17 protein-coding genes and 2 pseudogenes are annotated in these 18750 nt (G+C 70.3%); 9 read left to right on the forward strand and 10 right to left on the reverse strand.

Features of this window, described 5'->3' with window-relative positions; genetic code table 11:
- The first annotated feature begins 71 nt into the window (after positions 1-71).
- From ACWDYJ_RS06870 to ACWDYJ_RS06885, 4 genes are all read left to right on the forward strand, one after another.
- Positions 72-871 (forward strand): IS5 family transposase gene (locus ACWDYJ_RS06870; RefSeq protein ID WP_451564512.1). Its coding sequence is split into 2 segments (ribosomal slippage): positions 72-420 and positions 420-871, totalling 801 coding nucleotides; the frame shifts between segments, so codons are not numbered across the junction.
- Positions 872-1115: 244 nt separating this feature from the next.
- Positions 1116-1511, forward strand: a complete 396-nt coding sequence (locus ACWDYJ_RS06875; protein WP_451564415.1) for a GntR family transcriptional regulator — start codon at positions 1116-1118, stop codon at positions 1509-1511.
- Positions 1508-2401: an ABC transporter ATP-binding protein gene (locus tag ACWDYJ_RS06880; protein WP_451564416.1), complete on the forward strand. Its 894-nt coding sequence runs from the start codon at positions 1508-1510 to the stop codon at positions 2399-2401. The genes ACWDYJ_RS06875 and ACWDYJ_RS06880 overlap by 4 nt, the downstream gene beginning before the upstream one ends.
- A complete protein-coding gene (locus ACWDYJ_RS06885; RefSeq protein ID WP_451564417.1) occupies positions 2398-3432 on the forward strand; it encodes an ABC transporter permease in 1035 nt (344 codons plus the stop codon). The genes ACWDYJ_RS06880 and ACWDYJ_RS06885 overlap by 4 nt, the downstream gene beginning before the upstream one ends.
- Before the next feature lie 144 nt (positions 3433-3576).
- Here the strand turns inward: ACWDYJ_RS06885 and ACWDYJ_RS06890 are convergent, their stop codons facing one another.
- Together ACWDYJ_RS06890 and ACWDYJ_RS06895 are read right to left on the reverse strand one after the other, a co-directional pair.
- The gene (locus ACWDYJ_RS06890; protein ID WP_451564418.1) at positions 3577-4515 is read right to left on the reverse strand and encodes a recombinase family protein; all 939 of its coding nucleotides are present in this window, start codon (positions 4513-4515) and stop codon (positions 3577-3579) included.
- A gap of 197 nt (positions 4516-4712) precedes the next feature.
- Positions 4713-5720, reverse strand: a complete 1008-nt coding sequence (locus tag ACWDYJ_RS06895; RefSeq protein WP_451564419.1) for an ArsR family transcriptional regulator — start codon at positions 5718-5720, stop codon at positions 4713-4715.
- Positions 5721-5776: 56 nt separating this feature from the next.
- Between ACWDYJ_RS06895 and ACWDYJ_RS06900 the strand changes: the two genes are divergently transcribed.
- Both ACWDYJ_RS06900 and ACWDYJ_RS06905 read left to right on the forward strand, forming a co-directional pair.
- On the forward strand, positions 5777-6544 hold the full coding sequence (locus ACWDYJ_RS06900) for an SDR family NAD(P)-dependent oxidoreductase (RefSeq protein WP_451564513.1): 768 nt from the start codon (positions 5777-5779) through the stop codon (positions 6542-6544).
- A gap of 3 nt (positions 6545-6547) precedes the next feature.
- A complete protein-coding gene (locus ACWDYJ_RS06905) occupies positions 6548-7888 on the forward strand; it encodes an MFS transporter (protein WP_451564420.1) in 1341 nt (446 codons plus the stop codon).
- On the opposite strand, the pseudogene ACWDYJ_RS06910 reads toward ACWDYJ_RS06905, so the two are convergent.
- The 6 genes and pseudogenes from ACWDYJ_RS06910 to ACWDYJ_RS06935 all read right to left on the reverse strand — a co-directional run.
- Positions 7806-8333: pseudogene (locus ACWDYJ_RS06910) on the reverse strand (Tn3 family transposase); the annotation flags it as partial. The gene ACWDYJ_RS06905 and the pseudogene ACWDYJ_RS06910 sit on opposite strands and share 83 nt — an antisense overlap.
- On the reverse strand, positions 8321-8953 hold the full coding sequence (locus ACWDYJ_RS06915) for a DUF4158 domain-containing protein (RefSeq protein WP_451564421.1): 633 nt from the start codon (positions 8951-8953) through the stop codon (positions 8321-8323). The gene ACWDYJ_RS06915 and the pseudogene ACWDYJ_RS06910, both read right to left, overlap by 13 nt.
- Before the next feature lie 202 nt (positions 8954-9155).
- Complete coding sequence (locus tag ACWDYJ_RS06920) at positions 9156-9956, reverse strand: Tn3 family transposase (RefSeq protein ID WP_451564422.1); 801 nt, start codon at positions 9954-9956, stop codon at positions 9156-9158.
- Positions 9953-11685, reverse strand: a pseudogene (locus ACWDYJ_RS06925) (Tn3 family transposase). Before ACWDYJ_RS06925 ends, ACWDYJ_RS06920 begins: the two are co-directional and overlap by 4 nt.
- Positions 11686-11943: 258 nt before the next feature.
- A complete protein-coding gene (locus ACWDYJ_RS06930; RefSeq protein ID WP_451564423.1) occupies positions 11944-12186 on the reverse strand; it encodes a DUF4158 domain-containing protein in 243 nt (80 codons plus the stop codon).
- A gap of 445 nt (positions 12187-12631) precedes the next feature.
- A complete protein-coding gene (locus ACWDYJ_RS06935) occupies positions 12632-13942 on the reverse strand; it encodes an alpha/beta fold hydrolase (protein ID WP_451564424.1) in 1311 nt (436 codons plus the stop codon).
- A 191-nt stretch (positions 13943-14133) separates the two neighbouring features.
- Here ACWDYJ_RS06935 and ACWDYJ_RS06940 point away from each other — a divergent pair, with 191 nt between their 5' ends.
- Positions 14134-14427 (forward strand): hypothetical protein, encoded by a 294-nt coding sequence (locus ACWDYJ_RS06940; protein WP_451564425.1) that lies wholly within the window; start codon positions 14134-14136, stop codon positions 14425-14427.
- 54 nt (positions 14428-14481) lie between these two features.
- Here the strand turns inward: ACWDYJ_RS06940 and ACWDYJ_RS06945 are convergent, their stop codons facing one another.
- On the reverse strand, positions 14482-15567 hold the full coding sequence (locus tag ACWDYJ_RS06945) for an S-(hydroxymethyl)mycothiol dehydrogenase (protein ID WP_451564426.1): 1086 nt from the start codon (positions 15565-15567) through the stop codon (positions 14482-14484).
- Between the two features lie 90 nt (positions 15568-15657).
- A complete protein-coding gene (locus ACWDYJ_RS06950; protein WP_451564427.1) occupies positions 15658-16632 on the reverse strand; it encodes a LysR substrate-binding domain-containing protein in 975 nt (324 codons plus the stop codon).
- A gap of 70 nt (positions 16633-16702) precedes the next feature.
- On the opposite strand from ACWDYJ_RS06950, the gene ACWDYJ_RS06955 reads away from it, so the two are divergent.
- Together ACWDYJ_RS06955 and ACWDYJ_RS06960 are read left to right on the forward strand one after the other, a co-directional pair.
- Positions 16703-17680 carry a dihydrodipicolinate synthase family protein gene (locus ACWDYJ_RS06955; RefSeq protein ID WP_451564428.1) on the forward strand — a complete coding sequence of 326 codons (978 nt, stop codon included), beginning with the start codon at positions 16703-16705 and terminating at the stop codon, positions 17678-17680.
- Positions 17681-18067: 387 nt separating this feature from the next.
- Entirely contained in the window at positions 18068-18736 is a 669-nt protein-coding gene (locus tag ACWDYJ_RS06960; RefSeq protein ID WP_451564429.1) for a transglycosylase SLT domain-containing protein, read from the forward strand.
- Positions 18737-18750: the final 14 nt, after the last annotated feature.

Genomic DNA, 18750 nt, shown 5'->3' on the forward strand with positions numbered 1-18750 from the left:
GCCGACTTTTTGACACCGTTTTAGAAGTCATCTCATTTGGCACGTTCGGTAGGCTGTCGGTCGTGGCGGGGATTATTGAACGGCTGGTGCCGGATGAGTTGTGGGAGCTGTTCCAGCGGGTGGCGCCCGAGGCGCCATCGCGGCCTCAAGGCGGTGGCCGGCGTCGGCACGGCGACCGGGAGGTGCTGGCGGCGATTGTGTTCGTTGCCACCTCGGGCTGTACATGGCAGCAGCTGCCCGCGGCATCGTTCGGGCCGTCAGGGGCGACAGCCCACCGGCGGTTCTCCGAGTGGACGAAGGCCCGGGTGTGGGCCAAGCTCCACCGCCTGGTCCTCGACGAACTCGGCGCCCGAGGCGAGCTGGACTGGTCCCGCTGCGCGATCGACTCGGTGAACATGCGGGCCCTCAAAAGGGGGACCTGACAGGTCCGAATCCTGTCGATCGGGGCAAGTTCGGATCGAAGATCCACTTGATCACCGAGCGGACCGGTCTGCCCCTGTCCGTCGGAATCTCCGGGGCGAACCTGCACGACAGCCAGGCACTCGAACCCCTCGTCCGTGGCATACCGCCCATTCGCTCACGCCGCGGCCCCCGGCGGCGCAAGCCCGCCAAGCTCCACGCGGACAAAGGCTATGACTACGCCCACCTGCGGAAATGGTTACGCGGACGCGGCATCACGCACCGCATCGCCCGCAAGGGCATCGAGTCATCGCAGCGGCTCGGACGCCACCGCTGGACCATCGAACGCACGATGGCCTGGCTCGCCGGCTGCCGCCGCCTCCACCGCCGCTACGAACGCAAAGCCGAACACTTCCTCGCCTTCACCAGCATCGCCTGCACCCTCATCTGCTATCGAAGACTGACCAAATGAGATGACGTCTTATGGGCGTGATCCGGGGTCGAGCCGGGCGGGAATCCCTACTAATCGATCTTGCTCATCAATCGGTCGAATGACTGACACGGGGGGTAGCGGCGGGGCATGGGCGGCCCCACACGTCGCCCGAGGGTGGAGCCCGTGGGCGTTGGGGCGTTGCCGACTCTCGGATTCTTTGACATGGGCGGCAGGGCTAGAGTTGTATAGTGCTAGCAACCTAGATGAATGGAGGAGGGAGGCAGTGATCGAGTTTCACCTCGATGCCCGGTCCGGCGTCGCGCCCTACATGCAGCTGATCCACCAGGTGCGTCAGGCCCTGCGGCTGGGGCTGCTGTCCGAGGGGGATCGGTTGCCGACGGTCAAGGACGTCGCGGCCAGCGTGGCGATCAACCCCAACACCGTGCTCAAGGCGTACCGGGAGCTCGAATACGAAGGTCTGGTCGCAAAGAAGCCCGGGGTGGGCACGTTCATCTCCGGCACGCTCAGCGACGCCTCGCTGTCCGAGCACGAGCCGCTGCGGCAGGAGCTGCAGCGCTGGCTGGACAAGGCGCGGAGCGCCGGGCTGGGCGAGGAGAGCATCGAGGCGCTGTTCCTGAGCGCCTTCCGCAACCGCACCCACACCGAAGAGGAGAAATGACCGCCATCTTGGAAGCCAATGCGCTGGGCAAGCGGTACGGCCGCAAGCAGGCGCTGTCCGACTGCACCCTGAGCGTGCCGACCGGGCGGGTCGTCGGCCTGGTCGGTCCCAACGGGGCCGGCAAGTCCACCTTGCTGCAGCTGGCCTGCGGGCTGCTCACACCGACCTCGGGCACCATCGAAGTGCTCGGCGGCCGTCCCGCGTCGGGGCCCGAGCAGCTGGCCAAGGTCGGCTTCGTCGCCCAGGACACCCCCACCTACGCGGGCCTGTCCATCGCCGACCACCTGCGGCTGGGCGCCCGGCTCAACCCGGGCTGGGACGCCCAGCTGGCGGAGGACCGGATCCGGCAGCTCGGTCTGGACCCAGCCCAGAAGGCCGGCAAGCTCTCCGGAGGCCAGCGCGCCCAGGTGGCCCTGACCCTCGCGGTGGCCAAGCGGCCCGAGCTGCTGATCCTCGACGAGCCGGTCGCCGCTCTGGACCCGCTGGCCCGACGCGAGTTCCTGCAGAGCCTGATGGAGTTCGTGGCCGAGCACGGAGCCACCGTCGTGCTCTCCTCGCACCTGGTCTCCGACCTGGAACGGGTCTGCGACCACCTGATCTCGCTGGTCGCCTCCCGCGTCCAGATCGCCGGCGACGTCGACGAACTGCTCGCCACCCACTTCCGGCTCACCACCGCCCGCCGCGACGCCGCCGACCTACCGGAGGGCATGCAGGTCATCCAGGCCACCCACACCGAGCGGCAGAGCACGTTCATCGTGCGCGCCGCCACCGCGATCCACGACCCCTCCTGGGCCCTGGAACCGCTCAACCTGGAGGACCTGGTCCTTACCTACATGAGTCAGGCCACGGCCGGGCCTGGCCGCCGACCCACTCTGGAGACCCAGCGATGATCTGGCTGACCTGGCGCCAATACCGCGTCCAAACGCTCGTGGCCCTCGCCGCCCTGGCCGCGATCGCGATCTTCCTCGTGGTCACGGGCCTTCAGATGCGGGATGCCTACGACAGCACCGTCGCCTCCTGCCAGGGGGGTTGCGAATCGGCCAAGGGCGCACTGGTCGCCCAGTACCAGACCCTGTCCTACTACGTCACGGGCCTGCTGATCGCCGTGCCCGGCATCATCGGGGGCTTCGCGGGCGCCCCGCTGATCGCCCGCGAACTGGAGGCCGGCACCCACCGGCTCGTCTGGAACCAGAGCATCACCCGCGGCCGTTGGCTCGTGGCCAAGCTCGGGGCCGTCGGTCTGATCGCCGTCGCCGTCACCGGACTGCTCAGCCTCCTGGTGACCTGGTGGGCAAGTCCGATCGACCGGATCAACCTGGACCGGTTCACCCCCCTGCTGTTCAGCGGACGCGCGATCGTTCCTCTCGGCTACGCCGCCTTCGCCTTCATCGTCGGGGCCTGCGCCGGGCTGCTGATCCGGCGCACCGTGCCTGCGATGGCCGCCACCCTCGTCGTCTTCGCCGTGGTCCAGATCCTCGTGCCCTTCGCGATCCGCCCGCACTTCATTTCGCCGGAACGCACCGATGTCGCGCTCAGCTCCCTCACCATGGTGAAGGTCAACGCCGATGGCGAGCCCGGCGCCCCGGCGGACGGTTGGAAGGGGAAGCAGATCCACTTGTCGGGTTCCGGTGCGGACACCCGTTTGGCGGTGGGCGTGTTCAGGCCGGGCGACTGGGTCATATCCGGCGTCAATCCGGTGCTCGACCCGGCCGGCAAAGAGGCCCGCGGCAGCGAAGGCTGCGCGGTTCCCAGGGTCGACCCCTTCGAGTGCTTCGCCGCGTCCGATCTTCACGTGAAGGTGGACTACCAGCCCGCCGACCGCTACTGGACCTTCCAGTGGATCGAGACGGGGATCTTCCTCGCCCTTTCCGGGCTGCTGGCCGGCTTCTGCACCTGGTGGCTGCGCCGCCGCCTGGCCTGACCGACCAGACAGCCACACAGGGACGCAGAAGGGGCGGCCGAAGCCAACGCAACTGGCTTCGGCCGCCCCCTCGACTCTACGGCCCGTCCTGACTGGGTCTCGGGGAGGATCCGAACGGAAATTAGCGGTAGTCGCTGACCGAGATCATGGTCCGGTCGACGCGAGGGTGCTGACCCGGTTCTCGTACTCGCGGCGGGCCTTGCGCTGGGCCGGGAACGCCGGGGCGCCCTCGCCTCCGTCGAGCGGCTGGCAGCGGGCGAGGAGCCCTCGGTGCATGGCGGGGACGGCAGTGACGCGCAGGGTGTAGCCCTGGCCGCGCCGTACGGTGACGCCGTGGTCGAGCGCGGCTCGTTCGGCGGGCTCCAGCTCGGTGGTGCGGAGGAAGTCGGCGACCTTGCCCGGCATGTCGAGGGTGACCGGCAGCTCCGAGGCCGGGACGTCCTCGTGCTCGATGACGGCGTGGTCGGGCATGAGGTCGGCGACGGCCGTGCGGATGGCGCCGCGGCTGACGCCGCGGTCACGGGCCAGGGCAGCGATGGACCGGCCCTCCAGGTACGCGGTGCGCACGGCGCCGGTCCTGTCGGCAGCCACGGCCGGGCGGCGCCCGCCCTTACTGCCCTTGGCCTCGGCAGCCCGCAGCCCGTCGTAGGTCAGCTCTCGCTGGAGGTCGCGCTGAAGTTCGCCGGCGGCGGCGAGGGTCTGCACCATGAACTTCACGGTGGACAGCAGCTCCCCGGTGCGCGGGTGGCGGGCGGTGAGGTCCATCGCGGAGAACGCGCCGTCGTGGATACGCAGCGCCACCTGGTCGCGGTGTAGGACGTCGAGGACGTCGAGGACGTCGAGGATGTGCCCGGTGCCGCGCACGAGGCGGAACATCTCGGAGATGTGCACGGTGTCGCCCGGCCGCGCGTAGCCGAGGAGCGCACGGAACTTCGGCCGCTGGAGCGGGTGGAGGCGGCTGGAGGTGCCCGGGTCCTCCTCGAAGACGACCGGGTCCTCGATCCCGGCCTCGTCCAGGACGAGGTTCTGCCGGGCGGTCGACTGCTGGTCGGTTGAGACCCGTTTGTAGACCAGGTTCGCCACCGAAGGGGCCCTTCCACACGGAGGATCGGACCCTACCTGTCGTCAAACCCTGTCATCAATCACCAACGGATCTGATTCGATTCGAGCCGCCACGGACCCCCGGATTGCACGGGACGGGTGGGGAACCTATACCGGGGCTCGGTGGAGTGGATAGTCGCCCGGCCAGGCGGGGTTGGGCGGAGGCGGACTGCTGTTCCTCAGCTGTCGTGAGTTCGCGGTCTGGTAGCGGTAGTCGTGAGTCGGTCGCCGAGCGTACTTCTCCGGTACAGCACGTGCCGTCCGTCACGTGTCCGGGTGACCAGTCCTGTGGAGTGCAGGACACGCAGGTGTTGGGAGATAGCGCTTGGGGTGACCCTGAGACGGCGGGCGAGCTCTACGGTGGGCAGCGGCTCTTCCAGGAGGCTGAGCAGTCTCGCTCGGGATGAACCGAGCAGAGACACCAGGGCGGTTGTGTCGACAGTCGGCATCTCCGAGCCCCACAGCGTGGCTACTCCCCGGCTGGGATAGACGAGGCTCGGCGGCTCGTCCGGGCTGACGGGGGGCGCGGGCTTGTGTGCGAACACGGACGGCAGGAGCAACAGCCCCCGGCCAGATGCCACAACCCGATGCCTGCTGATCATCTTGCGGACATACAACTCTCCGCCTTGCCAGCGCAGGTTCGGGTGCATGTCGGCGAACAGCAGTCGGGCGCCCCCCAGGGCGAGCTGGCGGGCGCGGTAGGTCATGTCGGCTTCCAGTACCAGTCGCATCTGCGGCCACACCGGCTCGATGGCCACCTCCCAGTACTGCCGCAGGAGATCGCAGATGGCGTCACGGAGTCTGGCGACAGGTGCGTCTTCGGCGGCGGTGGCGTCGCGGAGCGCTTCAGGAAGAGGGTCGGGTGCGTGCGCAAGCAGCAGGTCGTGGCGAACCCGAGTGCAGGACGCCTGACGGACGACAGAGAGTTCTTCTTCGAAGGCCGGCGCGAAGCTCGCGGGATTCGGGGTCAGGAAGTCGGGGAGGGTACGCCGCAGGGCGACCAGGGACATCAGCAGATCGGTGTCGAGCGTGCCGAGTCTGCCGAGTACGGACCTGCGCCAGGGCAGGTGCAGCGCGGACAGGCCCGGATCCTGCAGCACCCGCAGGCTGAACAAGGTTTCGTGCAGGGGCGAGAGGGCGAAACGGGTGTCCGCGAGGTCCTCGACGCCGAGCACAAAGCTGATCATTAAGCCATACGCTACATCGATTGGCGACGCAACGTCGATGCCGTGGACTTCCTCCCATGACTCACACAAGTCATGTGCAGCGCACAGCGGTTGTCACCGGTGCGGCACGCGGCATCGGCGCCGCTGTGGCCAGGCGCCTGGCGGGCGACGGCTTGGCGGTCGGCGTGATCGATCTGGACGAGGCGGACTGCGCCGATACGGTGGAGGCCATCACAAGTGTCGGCGGGGCAGCGCTGGCCGTCGCCACTGATGTCGCCGACGAGGCCGCGGTCACTGCGGCCGTCGCCCGGATCGCCGCCGCGTTCGGGCCGCCGACGGTGCTGGTCAACAACGCCGGCATCGGACCCGGTGCCGACCTTGTGGAGATGACCACGCAGCAGTGGGACACGGTCTTGGGGATCAACCTCAGCGGCCCGTTCTTCGCCACCCGGGCCGTCTGCCCGCACATGGTGAAGGCTGGTTGGGGACGCATCGTCAACATGTCGAGCATTTCCGCGGTCGGTGATGCTGGCCGCGTCGACTACGCCAGCGCGAAGGCGGGTCTGATCGGATTCACCAAGTCCCTCGCTCTCCAGCTCGGACCGCATGGAGTGACTGCGAACGCCATCGCGCCGGGATTCGTCGTGAGCGACATGACCAGGGCCTCGGCCCGGCGGCTCGGCCTGAGCTTCGAGGAGTTCCGGCGCAGGGCGGAGCAGTCCATCCCGGTCGGCCGGGTGGGCCTGCCTGACGACATCGCGCATACCGCCTCCTTCCTCGTAAGTCCCGGGGCGGGGTTCGTCTCCGGCCAGGTCATCTACGTAGCGGGCGGGCCGGTGGACTGAAGGATGAGCCGCCGGATGGTCTTGATCCTGGCTGTCACGTGCGCCGTGGCGGTGGGCAACATCTACTTTCCGCAGGCCATCGGTCCGCTGGTCGCCGCCGGACTGCATGTGTCGCCCGATTCGGCCGCTGCGGTGGTGACCGCCACACAGATCGGCTACACGGCCGGGATGGTCTTGCTGGTGCCGCTTGGCGACCGGCTCCCGCACCGCTCGTTCCTCGTCGTTCTCCTCGCCCTGACCGGTCTGGCACTGCTCGCTGCGGGTTGCGCACCGGCTCTGCCGGCGCTCGTTGCCGCCAGCACCCTTGTCGGCCTGACCACCGTAGGCGCGCAGATCGTCGGCCCCCTGGCGGCTGGTCTCGTGGCCGCCGACCGCCAAGGAGCGGTGATCGGCACCCTGCTGAGCGGATCGACCGGCGGCATGCTGCTGGCCCGGACCTTCAGCGGCACGCTCGGTGAGTGGCTGGGCTGGCGGGCCCCCTACCTGGTCGCCGCGGTCCTGGCCCTGCTCCTCGCCACCGTCTTGGTATTCGCGGTGCCGACCACAACCCCGTCCTCCCGCCAGCGGTACACAGCACTCCTGGCCGAGCCGCTGCGCCTGCTGCGCACCGAGCCAGACCTGCGCCGCTCGTGCTTCTACCAGGCAACCGTCTTCGCCGGGTTCTCCGCGGTCTGGACCTGCCTGGCGCTCCTGCTCGCCGGACCGGCTTACGGGCTGGGTGCCCAGGCGGTAGGAATGATCGCCCTGGTCGGAGCAGCAACCATGGTCTGCACCCCGCTCGCCGGCCGTCTGGTGGACCGCCACGGCCCCGATCCGGTGAACCTGGTCTGCATGCTTGGCGTCCTCGTCTCGGCCGCGATCCTCACCATCGGTGCCCGGGGCGGCACATTGGGTCTGGCCGCCCTGACACTCGGCACGCTGCTCCTCGACACCGCGATGCAGTCCGGCATGGTCGCCAATCAAGTCCGCGTCTACGCCCTGCGCACCGACGCCCGCAGCAGGCTCAACACCGCCTACATGACCTGCGCCTACCTGGGCGGCAGCACAGGTTCCTGGCTCGGGATACACGTCTGGAGCCAGGCTGGCTGGTGGGGCGTGTGCGTGCTCGTCGCGCTGCTCGCCGCACTCGCACTGGCCCGCCACCTACAGGCGCTGTACAAGTTCGAGGAAAGCCCGGCCAGGACCCGTGTCACGAATGCGGATGGCCGCGGTCACCGCCCTGATGCCGGTGGAAGTGATCAGGCCTCGTACGGCGCCTCCATTACTCGGTCTCGCCGTCGTCTGACTCGTCGTGGGCGTGAGGGTCACGCAACGGGCGCAGGCCAGGCGCCACGGGCCGGGTGAAGGCATAGCGGCCGAGGAAGTCTATGTGGTCGTACTGAAGCGGGGAGAGCCGGGCGAGCAGCTCGTCGGTGACAGGGAAGCCGTCGGCGGCGAGCTGCTTGACGGCGGCGTCGATGTAGAGACTGTTGAACAGCACGACAGCGTTGAGCGCCAAGCCGAGGGCGCCGAGCTGGTCCTCCATGCCCTCGCGGTAGTGCTGGCGCAGTTCGCCGAGCTGGCCGAAGAAGATCTTCCGGGCAAGGCGGTGGCGGGCCTCGGTGACGTTGAGCTGGGCACCGATCATCCGCCGGTACCCCTCATCGGAGACGAACTGGAGCAGGTGCAGGGTCTTGAAGATCCGCCCATAGTGGGCGAACGCGTCGCCCAGCCCGGTCGGCTTGCCGTCCCGGGAGAGCATGCGGATCAGGTCGTGGCCACGGACCTCGCCCAGGGTCAGGGAACTGACACCCGCTTCTTCTCCGGCACTTCCAGCAGCCGGACCATCTCGGTGCGCAGGTCGTACGGGACCGCCTCGTACAGCGCGGCGTGCAGCCGGTCGTTCCCCTCCTGGCGGACCGCGGCCACCATGCGGGCCAGCGTCGTGACCCCGGGCAGCAGCACTCGGTTGTTCACCAGCCACACCACCGCCCGGTCGAACAGGGCTCTCGGTCCCTCCAGCGACGACCACACCCGTGCCGCCAGGAACTCCCGCAGCTCCTCTTCGCCTTCGGTGAAGTCCCGGTAGCCGTAGGCGTCCCGGATCTCCCACGCGTGCTCGTAGGCCGTCTGCGAGCGCGCCCCGTACCCGGCGAAGTGCTCGTCATCGAGGGCGAGATGCTCGGCGACGAACCGCACTACGGAGGCCGGGACCGCCGTGGGGTCTTCGGTCAGGAAGGTGCCGAGCATCCGCACGGTGCCCCACTGCACCGCCCACCCCAACCTTGTGGCTGGACGACGCTTCGCCCGCGCCAACTCCAGGGCTCTGGTGTCCAGGCGGAAGAACTGTTCCAGCTCGCCGGGCGACGGCTCTGTGGCGAACCGCCCGTAGCGGGCCTCTTGCTCAGCAGACAGGTACTCAACAGGCATGCTGAGGAACGTAGAGCTCGCTGGCCAGGCAAAACGGGCACGTCACCGAACCGGAATCGAGATCGTCCCGCTACCGCTAATTTGCCGACCGCGGCGCATCCTGCACAAGGCGCCCGAGGTCACCGGCCAGTCGCCTCGCACGCTGACCCCGCGCTGGCTCGTATTTGGGTCAGCGCTCACACGACGGAAGGACTGACCTGGCTCACGCGTCCGTACGCTCCTCGGCCGGCTCCTCATCGCCCGCAGTACGAGGGCTGGGCACTGTGGCCGCTGCGAGATGGAGGCGGGCGGCCATGTTCAGGTTGACCTCACCGTACGGACGCACGTGGGACCAGAACAGCGGGGTCAGGCCGCGCCGGTCGGCAGGGGTGAGCAGGTCCGCCCACTCTGGTTCGTCCAGGACGTCCTGGAGCATGAGGGTGTTCACGTAGACAAGGGCGGATTGCAGGATCCGCAGGCACAGCACAAACATCTCCTGCTCGTCGCGCCGGTTCGAGGCGATCTCGCCGCCCTTGCCGTAGGCGATCACGGAGTTCGCACCGTTGGAGGACTCCATGACGTTCAGGCCCTCCTCGATCTCCCGCTGGAGGTCGCGCAGTCGCAGGTAGCGGGCCACGAAGATGGTCTTCTGGGCGCTGCCGACCTCCAGCATCGCCGCGTAAGTCGGGTGGGAGGCGTTGCGGGTGAAGCGCCGCAGGATCGCCTCGGTGGACGCGGTGCGGGTGCGGATCGCGGTGGCGTACTTGATCATCTGGTCGTACTGCTGGGTGATGAGTTCCCAGCGGATCGGGCGGGTCAGCGCCGGGGTCAGCTGCGGGTAGGCGTCCGGTTCGCCTGCCACCGGCCGGTACAGCTTCACCTTGTTGATCCGCTTGATCCTGGGCAGCAGGTCGAAGTTCAGCAGCCTCGTGACGCCGAACCCGATTTCCGACTGGCCATGCGAGTCCGTGTAGTTGGCCTCGACGTCCATCGTGGTGCCGTGCCGCATCGCGCCCTCGATCATCCGGCTACCTCAGACGCGGTGCAGTTGATCAGCTGGGAGTGGATGGCCAGGGACTTCTTCTCCACGTGCCAGTAGATGAGCACCCCGCGGCCGCCATAGCGCGAGTGCCACTCGGTGAACAGGTTCTGGCCGTAGGCGCGCACGTGGGTGGAGTCGGAGGCGACCGCGGTCGAGCCCTGTCCCCACAGCTCGGCGCTGCGGCGGCGAAGGTGGCGTTCGCGATCTGGACGGTGATGGCACGGGCCGACTCCGCCGACAGGTACCGGCGCCGTACGTACCGAAGTTCGTCCTCGGTATGGCCATGGCCATGGCCATGGCCGCCGGACGCCACCGCCTTGATCCCGGTGTTCGTGCCGTACGCGTAGATCACCAGCAGCAGGCGTTCGGCCAGCACCTCCGCCGAGAGGCTGCCGCCGCCCGAGACGGAGGTGACCGCGTTCAGGAAGCCGGTGCGCAGCACCGCTTCCTTCAACATGTCGACGAGCGGCACGATGCCCCAACGCCTCTGCACCTCGGCCTTGACCCTGCGCAGGTTGCGCGGCTCGGGCTGGGCCTCGGCCGCCGTGAGCCGGATCGCCCCGGACTTCCGCTCGGCGATGTCCAGCCAGGACAGCTTCGGCATCTGGTCGTTGAGCAGGGTCAGCTCGGCCGTCATCTGCTCGCGCAGCTCGTCGACGAACACCGCCGCGTCCAGCGGCTTGCGCAGCTCCCGGTAGTTCTCCTCCCGCCTCGCCTCGAAGTCCTGCGGCAGGTCCTCGTCCGGGTTGCGCCACTTGTCGGCGCCGACCACCCAGATCTCCTTGCACTTGAGCTGATCGCGCAGGGCCTGGAAGGCGGCGACCTCGTAGACCATGCGCACCACCCGGCGCCGACCCCGCTTGTCGGTACGGTGGACGACCTCCGCCCAGTCCCCGCCCATCGCCTTGTGGACCGGCACCGTCTCGCCCAGCGGGTAGTACGTCGTGTTCCGCACGTTCGCGTACCGGGCCACCAGCGCCAGGGCCTCGATCACCGGCCGGTGCGTGTGGTTGGAGGAGCGGAACTCCAGCACGTCCAGCAGCCTGATCAGCCCGCGCCGGTAGTGGTTGGTGTACGACGCCTTCAAAGTGGTCTGCACCGTCCGCCGGTAGACCGGCCCGCGCGTCTTGAACTCGTGCACCAGCTCCCGCAGCGTCGCCTCGCCCCCGGACACCGCCGGGAACACGACCTGCCGCACCGTCCCCTCCGGGGCGCCGAGCGACGCCTCGGCGAGCTTGAAGAGGATGTTCTCCTTGCCGGTCACCTTCTTGAACGCGTTGACCAGCTGCTCGGTGACCTTCTTCTCCGCCCGCGCCCCGATCCGGTGCACCGTGGAGATCAGCAACTCCACCAGCGTGTCGGTGATCTCCCGCTCCCGCTCGTGCAGCAGCGGGGCCAGCAAGATCACCCTCAGCGCCACCGGGTGCGTCCGCAAATGGGAAGGCGACTCCACTGCGGCCCGCGCCCGCCAGCCCGCCACCACCTTTGGCACGACGTCGATGAACAGATCCCGAGGCAGACCGATCGCCCGCACAGCCAGGAGCTTGTCGATCTGGGTCAGCATCGTCTCCAGGCTTACGTTGCCCGGCGCTTCCTTGACCTTCGCCAGCACCGGCGGCGCGTCCTCGCCCTCCGTGCTGCCGCCCGCGGGTCCGGCGTCGTCCTGGTCGGCGGTGGCCACCAGAGCCACGATCCGCTCGATGCTCTCCATGGTCAGCCGGGAGGAGACCAGGGCCGTCAGCGATTCCTCGGCCGCCCGCAGAGCGGCCCCCACGATGCGGTCGCACCGGCCCGGTGTGGGCGGCTCGATGCTCTCCTCGCGGCAGCGCGCCAGCAGCTCCACCCGCACCTGCTCGGGCCTGCGCTCCTTGTGCGCGACGTGCTCGGCCAGATACGCCGTCAGCTTCTCCGCGTCCGCGACGCTGCACTCACGGAAGCCGAGGTGCTCCCGGATCTGCGCACGGTGATACTAGACCGTACGGCCCGTCCAGTCGTAGAAACCCAGCTCCGAGGCGGGAACCTGTACCTGTCGGGCCACGAACTCCACAGCCTCGCCAGGCAGCTCAGCCCGGCCCCGGGGAAACCGGCCGTACTGCGTATAGAACTTCAGCAACACAGCGAAGCCCAGGCGCGTCGCACCGCGCTTGCCGGACACGAGCCCCTGCTCGTCCTTCAGCAGCGTCCAGTGCTCGACCAGCTCATCCAGGTCCAACGGAGTACGGGCCAAGATCGACGATCGTCCTCGCAAAGCCTCACCCACCGCAGCCGTACGACCCCGGACTCACCCACACGGGTGATGCCCTCGCAAGATCACCGCCGTTTGCGGCTGGTGACAGCGTTCTTACCGGCACCCCGGGTCCGGCGAGCCGTTCTTCCCGGCGGCGCGGTACGTCGTACAGCGGGCGGAGGTGGCGGCGCTGGACCCGGCCGACCCGGTCCGGGACTGGGCGGTGACACCGCTGCGGGCCACCGGGCAGCCGCACGAGGTGGACGGGCGACACCGGCTCGCGCCCGGCCTGACCCTGCTGCCGACGCCCGGACACACCCTCGGGCACCAGTCGGTGGCGCGGGCCGTCGCACGCGGCGCCGTGCCGGCCACCGCGCACCTGACCCGCCCCCTTCGTGGAGCCCGGGCGGGGGTAGGGACCCGCCCTCGCTCAGGCCTCGTCGCGGACGAGGGCGAGCAGCCGGTCCAGGACGCGGGGGCCGCCCGCGCGGACCCCGTCGTGCTCGAACTCATCGGTCACCCAGGTCCGCAGGCCGCGGATGGCACGGGCCGTGCGCAGGGAGTGCGCGGTGTCGACGTACATGTCGTCGTGGTAGACGGCGGCGGCGACCGGCACCTCGTTGGCGGCGAGCCGCTCCGGGTCGTAGAGGGGCTGCCAGCCGGTACGGGCGGCCAGCAGTTCGGCGGTCTCGCGCAGCGGGGCGAGCGCCGGGTCGACGGTGAAGTGCCAGGGGTGGATGGTCTCGCCGGTGAACAGGAGCGGCTCGTCCCCCTCCAGGGTCTTGGCGGCGTCGAAGCGCGGCTGGCCCGTGCGCACCCGTTCGGCGGCCCAGCCGGTGGGCACGGCCGGGTCCTGGGCGTAGATCGACTCGTGGAGCAGCGCGTAGAGGGGATGGCCGGCGAAGGAGAGCGACGCGCGGACGCTTTCCAGGAAGGCGTCGCCGAGGGCGGGACCGGCGGGGGTGGGGACGAAGGCGTTCTCGAGGAGGTAGTGCAGCTGGTGGCTGCCCTCGCCGACGCCGAGGAGCATGCCGAGGGACTGGAAGGCCTCGACGGTGAGCAGGTGGCCCCCGGGCAGTTCGGCCGGCCGCTCGGCGAGGTGCGCGGCGATGCGGCGGGCGCGGTCGACGTCCATGGGGTAACGGGCGTAGTGGGCCAGGTTCTTGCGCTCGATCCGGGGGTACGCCGCCTCGTACACCTCGAGCGCGGTGGCGTCGAGGGAGGGCAGCCCGCCGGTGATCAGGGCGGCGGCAAGGCCCTCGGGGGCGGTGGAGAGGTAGTGGGTGGCGCAGAACCCGCCGAAGCTCTGGCCGAGCACCGTCCAGGGGGCGCCGCCGGTCAGACCCGGGCGGACGGCCTCCGCGTCGCGGACGATGGAGTCCGAACGGAAGTGGGCGACGTACTCGGCCTGCCGGCCGGGGGTTCCGCGCAGCGGCAGGGTCTGGCGGGTGACCGGGGTGGAGCGGCCGGTGCCGCGCTGGTCGAGGAGCAGGACCCGGTACTCGGTGAGGGCCCGCTCCAGCCAGGCCTGCCGTCCGACGAAGCGCCGTGCCCCGAAGCCGGGGCCGCCTTCCAGGTACAGCAGCCAGGGCAGCCGCTCCGGGTCCTTGCCGGACGCCACCACCTCGCGCGCGTACAGCTCGATCCGCTCCCCCTGGGGCCGGGTGTGGTCGAGCGGCACGGTGAAGTGGTGGTCGGTGAGGACCACGCCGGGCTGGCGGTAGCTGCGTGCGAAGGTCACGGACGGCCCCTGGGGTCTGGGTGCGGATTCCCCGCCGGGCCCCTGGCCGGGTCACGGCGGGGAAGGGCGGGGCATGACGTCCCGCCCGAGTCTAGAACGTCCGTCTCGTGCGGTGAGCGCTCGGACGGTACCGGCCGCGCATGAGTACGGGTACTCATGCGCGGCGGTGCGCCCCTGGGCAGAGTGGGGCCGTGACAGATACTCCGTCCCGGCCGGTGCTCCGGAACATCGGCCTGATCCTCCTCGTGCTGCCCGTCAATGCCCTCGCCTGCGCGTATGGCTGGTTCGTCGTGGGCATCGAGGGCTGGGCGGCGAACAAGAACGGCGAGCCCGCGCGGCTGCCGGCCGCGCACCTGCGGGGGTGCGCGGCGGTCATGGCCGGGATCGGCGTGCTCCTGTGGCTGGGCCGGGCTCGCGGCGCCGCCGTCGCGCAGCTCGTCCCGCTGTCCTTGCTCGCCGTGTGGCTCCTGGACGTCACCCGGTAGCGGGGCTCGGGGCGTCGGGGCGTCGGAGTGTCGGGTCGTCGGGGCGTCGGGGTGTCAGAACTCCACCACCGAGCGCAGGACCTCTCCGCGCTCCATGCGGGCGAAGGCGGCCTCGACCCCGTCGAGCGGGATGGTCTCGGAGACGAAGGCGTCGAGGTCGAGCCGGCCCTGGAGGTACAGGTCGATCAGGACGGGGAAGTCCCGTTCGGGCAGGCAGTCCCCGTACCAGGAGGACTTCAGCGCGCCGCCGCGTCCGAAGACGTCCAGCAGGGGGAGTTCGAGCTTCATCTCCGGTGTCGGGACGCCGACCAGGACGACGGTGCCGGCCAGGTCGCGCGCGTAGAAGGCCTGGCGGTAGGTCTCGGGGCGGCCGACGGCCTCGATGACGACGTCCGCGCCGTTGCCCCCGGTCAGTTCCTGAATTGCCTTGACCACGTCCTGCGTACGCCCGTTGACGGTGTGGGTGGCGCCGAGTCCGCGCGCCCACTCCAGCTTGCGGTCGTCGAGGTCCACGGCGATGATCCGTGACGCGCCCGCGAGGCGGGCTCCGGCGACGGCCGCGTTGCCCACTCCCCCGCAGCCGATGACGGCCACCGAGTCGCCGCGGCCGACGTTGCCGGTGTTCAGGGCGGCGCCGAGGCCGGCCATCACGCCGCAGCCGAGCAGTCCGGCGGCGGCGGGCGAGGCGGCCGGGTCCACCTTGGTGCACTGCCCGGCGGCGACCAGGGTCTTCTCGGCGAAGGCCCCGATGCCCAGCGCCGGGGAGAGCGGGGTGCCGTCCTCCAGGGTCATGGGCTGGGTGGCGTTGTGCGTGGCGAAGCAGTACCAGGGACGGCCACGTCGGCAGGCACGGCATGTGCCGCACACCGCACGCCAGTTGAGCACCACGAAGTCACCGGGCGCTACGGAGGTGACGTCCGGGCCGACCGATTCGACGATCCCGGCCGCCTCGTGACCGAGGAGGAAGGGGAACTCGTCGTTGATGCCGCCCTCGCGGTAGTGCAGATCGGTGTGACAGACCCCGCAGGCCTGGACCTTGACCAGCGCTTCGCCGAGCCCCGGGTCGGGCACGAGAATCGTGGTCGTCTCCACCGGCGCGCCCTTGCTCCGCGCGATGACTCCTCGTACGTGATGTGTCACGTCGTACCCCGCTCTGTCATATCGGATCGGATCGGTCGGATCGGCCTGGTCACCGAACGTACACGGGCGCGGATCGGTACGGGAGTTGTGTCAGGATCCGGCGCGCGGACCGGCCAGATCCGGTGGCAGGGCGGCCTTGAGGGACAGGGTGAAAGCGGCCACGGCGGGGTGGGCGGCGGCCCCGCTGCGGAAGGCGATCTTGGTACGGCGCTCCATGCGCAGGCGGGTGAGGGACACGGCCGGGTCCGCGGGTCCGGTGACGCCGAGCTGCGGGACGACCGCCACGCCCTGCCCGGCCGCGACCAGCGCGAGGACGGTGGCGAACTCGTCCACCTGGTGCCGGACGCGCGGGGTGAAGCCGGCCGCCTCGCAGGCTCGTACGGTCATGGCGTGGCAGAGCGTGCCGGGGGTGGCGGTGATCCAGGGCGCGTCCCGGTGGCTCCGCAGGACGGCGTCCTGCCCCCGGCCGGCGTCCTGCGGCGCGGCCGAGGAGGTGGGCGAAGGCGAGGGCTCGGGCGAAGGCGCGGGCTCGGGCGAAGGCGCGGCCAGGTACATCGCCTCCCCGTACAGCGGGCGCGTGGCCAGGCCCGGCTCCCGCGCGGCCGGGACGAGGTCGTACTCGTGCACCAGGGCCACGTCCAGCTCCCCGGCCCGCAGCGCGTGCGCGACCGCCGCCGGGTCGGTCTCGCAGACCATCGGCTCCAGCCCCGGGTGGCGCCGGGCCAGGTCGACCAGCGCCGCGGGGACGATGGCCCGGGTGGCGGTGGGGAAGGCGCCGATGCGCAGGGCGCCGGCCAGGCCGCCACGGGCCTCGGCGAGGTCGGCGTCGGCCTGTTCCAGCCGCTCCAGGACCGCTTCGGCGTGCCGGACGAGGTTCTGGGCGGCCGGGGTGAGCCGGACGCGGCGGCCGGTGCGTTCCAGCAGGGGCAGGCCGGCTTCGCGTTCGAGGACGCCGAGTTGCTGGGAGACGGCCGAGGGGCTGAAGGCGAGCGCCTCGGCCACGGCGGCGATGGTGCCGCGGCGGGCGAGTTCACGCAGGAGGCGCAGGCGGCGTACGTCGAGCATCGGCTCAGCTTACGGATCGGGTAAGAAACGCGAGCTGGTTTCGACGCTCGGGGCGGGCGAGGCTCCTTCCATGCGACAGGACATTGCACAGATCACCGCACACCATCACATGTCGAACTCCGCGCAGGACCCGGGCGTTGACCGGGACGTCGACGGGGGCCTCGACCTCGACCTCGGCGGGATCCACGTACCGCTCGTCACCCCCTTCGCCCGAGGCGGTGACATCGCCGCCGAGGCACTGGAGGCGCTCGCCCACGAGGTGCTCGACGCGGGCGCCGCCGGGATCGTCGCCCTCGGCACCACCGCCGAGACGGCCACGCTCGACGAGGACGAGCGCGACCTCGTCACCCGGATCTGCGCCGGGGTCTGCCGGGAGCGGGGCGTGCCGCTGACCGTGGGCGCCGGGGCGAGCGGGACCCGGGCCGCCGAGGCCGCGCTCGGCCGGCTGGCGCGGTGGCCCGAGGCGCGGGCGGCGCTGGTGACGGTGCCGCCGTTCGTGCGGCCCACGGCGGCGGGGGTGCTGGCACACTTCGCGCGGCTGGCCGAGGTGAGCCCCGTACCGCTGATCGTCTACCACGTCCCCTACCGGACCGGGCAGTCGCTGGACGCGGCCGCGCTGCGGGCTCTCGGTTCGCTCGCGGGGGTGGCCGCCGTGAAGTACGCGGGCGGCGGGATCGACCAGGACGCGGTGACGCTGCTCGGCGACCTGCCGGACGGCTTCGCCGTGCTGGCCGGGGACGACGCGTACCTGTCGCCGCTGCTCGCGCTCGGCGCGGTGGGCGGGATCCTGGCTTCGGCGCATCTGGCGACGGAGCGGTTCGTGGAACTGGCCGCCGCCTGGCGGGCCGGCGACGTCCCGCGCGCACGGGCGCTGGGCCACACCCTGGCCCGGGTCTCGGCGGCGGCCTTCGCCGAGCCGAACCCGGCGGTCGTGAAGGGGGTCCTGCACGCCCAGGGCCGCATCCCGACCCCCGATGTCCGCCTGCCCCTGCTGCCGGCGTCCGGGACGGCGGTGCGGGAGACCCTTCGGCGACTGTCCGCGCTCTGACGGCCGGCGCCGGAAAGAGCCCGTGATGGGCGATTCGCCAGTAACGCGCGAGTCGCCCGAATCCGCAGTACCGAGAGGGGAATTGTCCGTATGCGGCACTGACTCGGCGACCCGTGATGTGGGTCACGCCGACCACCTCAATATCATTTTCCGCGCGGGCCGATTCACCGGTCGATTCCCTTTTCCCGGAAAGGGAATCGACTAGTGCGTGCCGACCGCTTTCAAGGTCGTTTACCAGACCCGCTGCGAGAAGTCGATCTCCTGAGGGAATTCGCGTCTTGTTCCGGCCGGGTGGGCTCGCCTACGGTCACCCTCGACCCCGCGGCCGACTGCCGAATGCGGCCGACGACCGGGAGTCTCCCGTACCCCCACGTGAGGAATTCCGCCATGCCTGCAAAGGGTAAGCACCGTCGGCCGAAGCAGCACCCGATCACCCGCAGGCTGGCTGCGGCCGGTACGGGCGGGGCGGTCCTCGCCCTCCCGCTGATCACCGCGACCACGGCCGGCGCGGCGGAGACCAAGGCACCCGCCACCTATTCCGTGGTCGCGGGCGACTCCCTTTCGCAGATCGCGGCGGCGCATTCCGTGAGCGGCGGCTGGGAGCAGCTCTACGCGGCGAACCGGACGGCCGTCGGTGACAACCCGTCAATCATCCGTCCCGGCCTCACCCTGAAGCTGGGCGCCGGCGCGGCCGCGCAATCGGTGAAGACGGCGGCCGCGCCCGCGAAGACGTACGCGAACAATCTCGACGGCTGGATCCGGGAGTCGCTGGCCGTCATGGCCGAGCGCAAAATTCCCGGCACCTACAACGGAATTCTGCGCAATGTGATGCGGGAGTCCTCCGGCAATCCCCGGGCGATCAACAACTGGGACATCAACGCCCGCAACGGGATCCCCTCCAAGGGGCTCCTCCAGGTCATCGACCCGACCTTCCGCGCCTATCACGTGCCCGGCACCTCGCAGGACTCGTACGACCCGGTCGCCAACATCACGGCCGCCTGCAACTACGCCGCGGCGCGCTACGGATCCATCGACAACGTCAACGGCCCCTACTGACAGGGCCGGCCGCC

It is taken from the genome of Streptomyces sp. NPDC003042, from assembly GCF_053591315.1.

Bases quoted from the DNA above. Each gene is read 5' to 3' on its own strand.
- ACWDYJ_RS06915 (WP_451564421.1), bottom strand. From the start codon at position 8,953: ATGCCTGTTGAGTACCTGTCTGCTGAGCAAGAGGCCCGCTACGGGCGG.
- ACWDYJ_RS06920 (WP_451564422.1), bottom strand. From the start codon at position 9,956: ATGATCGAGGGCGCGATGCGGCACGGCACCACGATGGACGTCGAGGCC.
- ACWDYJ_RS06900 (WP_451564513.1), top strand. From the start codon at position 5,777: ATGACTCACACAAGTCATGTGCAGCGCACAGCGGTTGTCACCGGTGCG.
- ACWDYJ_RS06950 (WP_451564427.1), bottom strand. From the start codon at position 16,632: ATGCTCGACGTACGCCGCCTGCGCCTCCTGCGTGAACTCGCCCGCCGC.
- ACWDYJ_RS06955 (WP_451564428.1), top strand. From the start codon at position 16,703: ATGCGACAGGACATTGCACAGATCACCGCACACCATCACATGTCGAAC.
- ACWDYJ_RS06885 (WP_451564417.1), top strand. From the start codon at position 2,398: ATGATCTGGCTGACCTGGCGCCAATACCGCGTCCAAACGCTCGTGGCC.
- ACWDYJ_RS06880 (WP_451564416.1), top strand. From the start codon at position 1,508: ATGACCGCCATCTTGGAAGCCAATGCGCTGGGCAAGCGGTACGGCCGC.
- ACWDYJ_RS06905 (WP_451564420.1), top strand. From the start codon at position 6,548: ATGAGCCGCCGGATGGTCTTGATCCTGGCTGTCACGTGCGCCGTGGCG.
- ACWDYJ_RS06895 (WP_451564419.1), bottom strand. From the start codon at position 5,720: ATGATCAGCTTTGTGCTCGGCGTCGAGGACCTCGCGGACACCCGTTTC.
- ACWDYJ_RS06960 (WP_451564429.1), top strand. From the start codon at position 18,068: ATGCCTGCAAAGGGTAAGCACCGTCGGCCGAAGCAGCACCCGATCACC.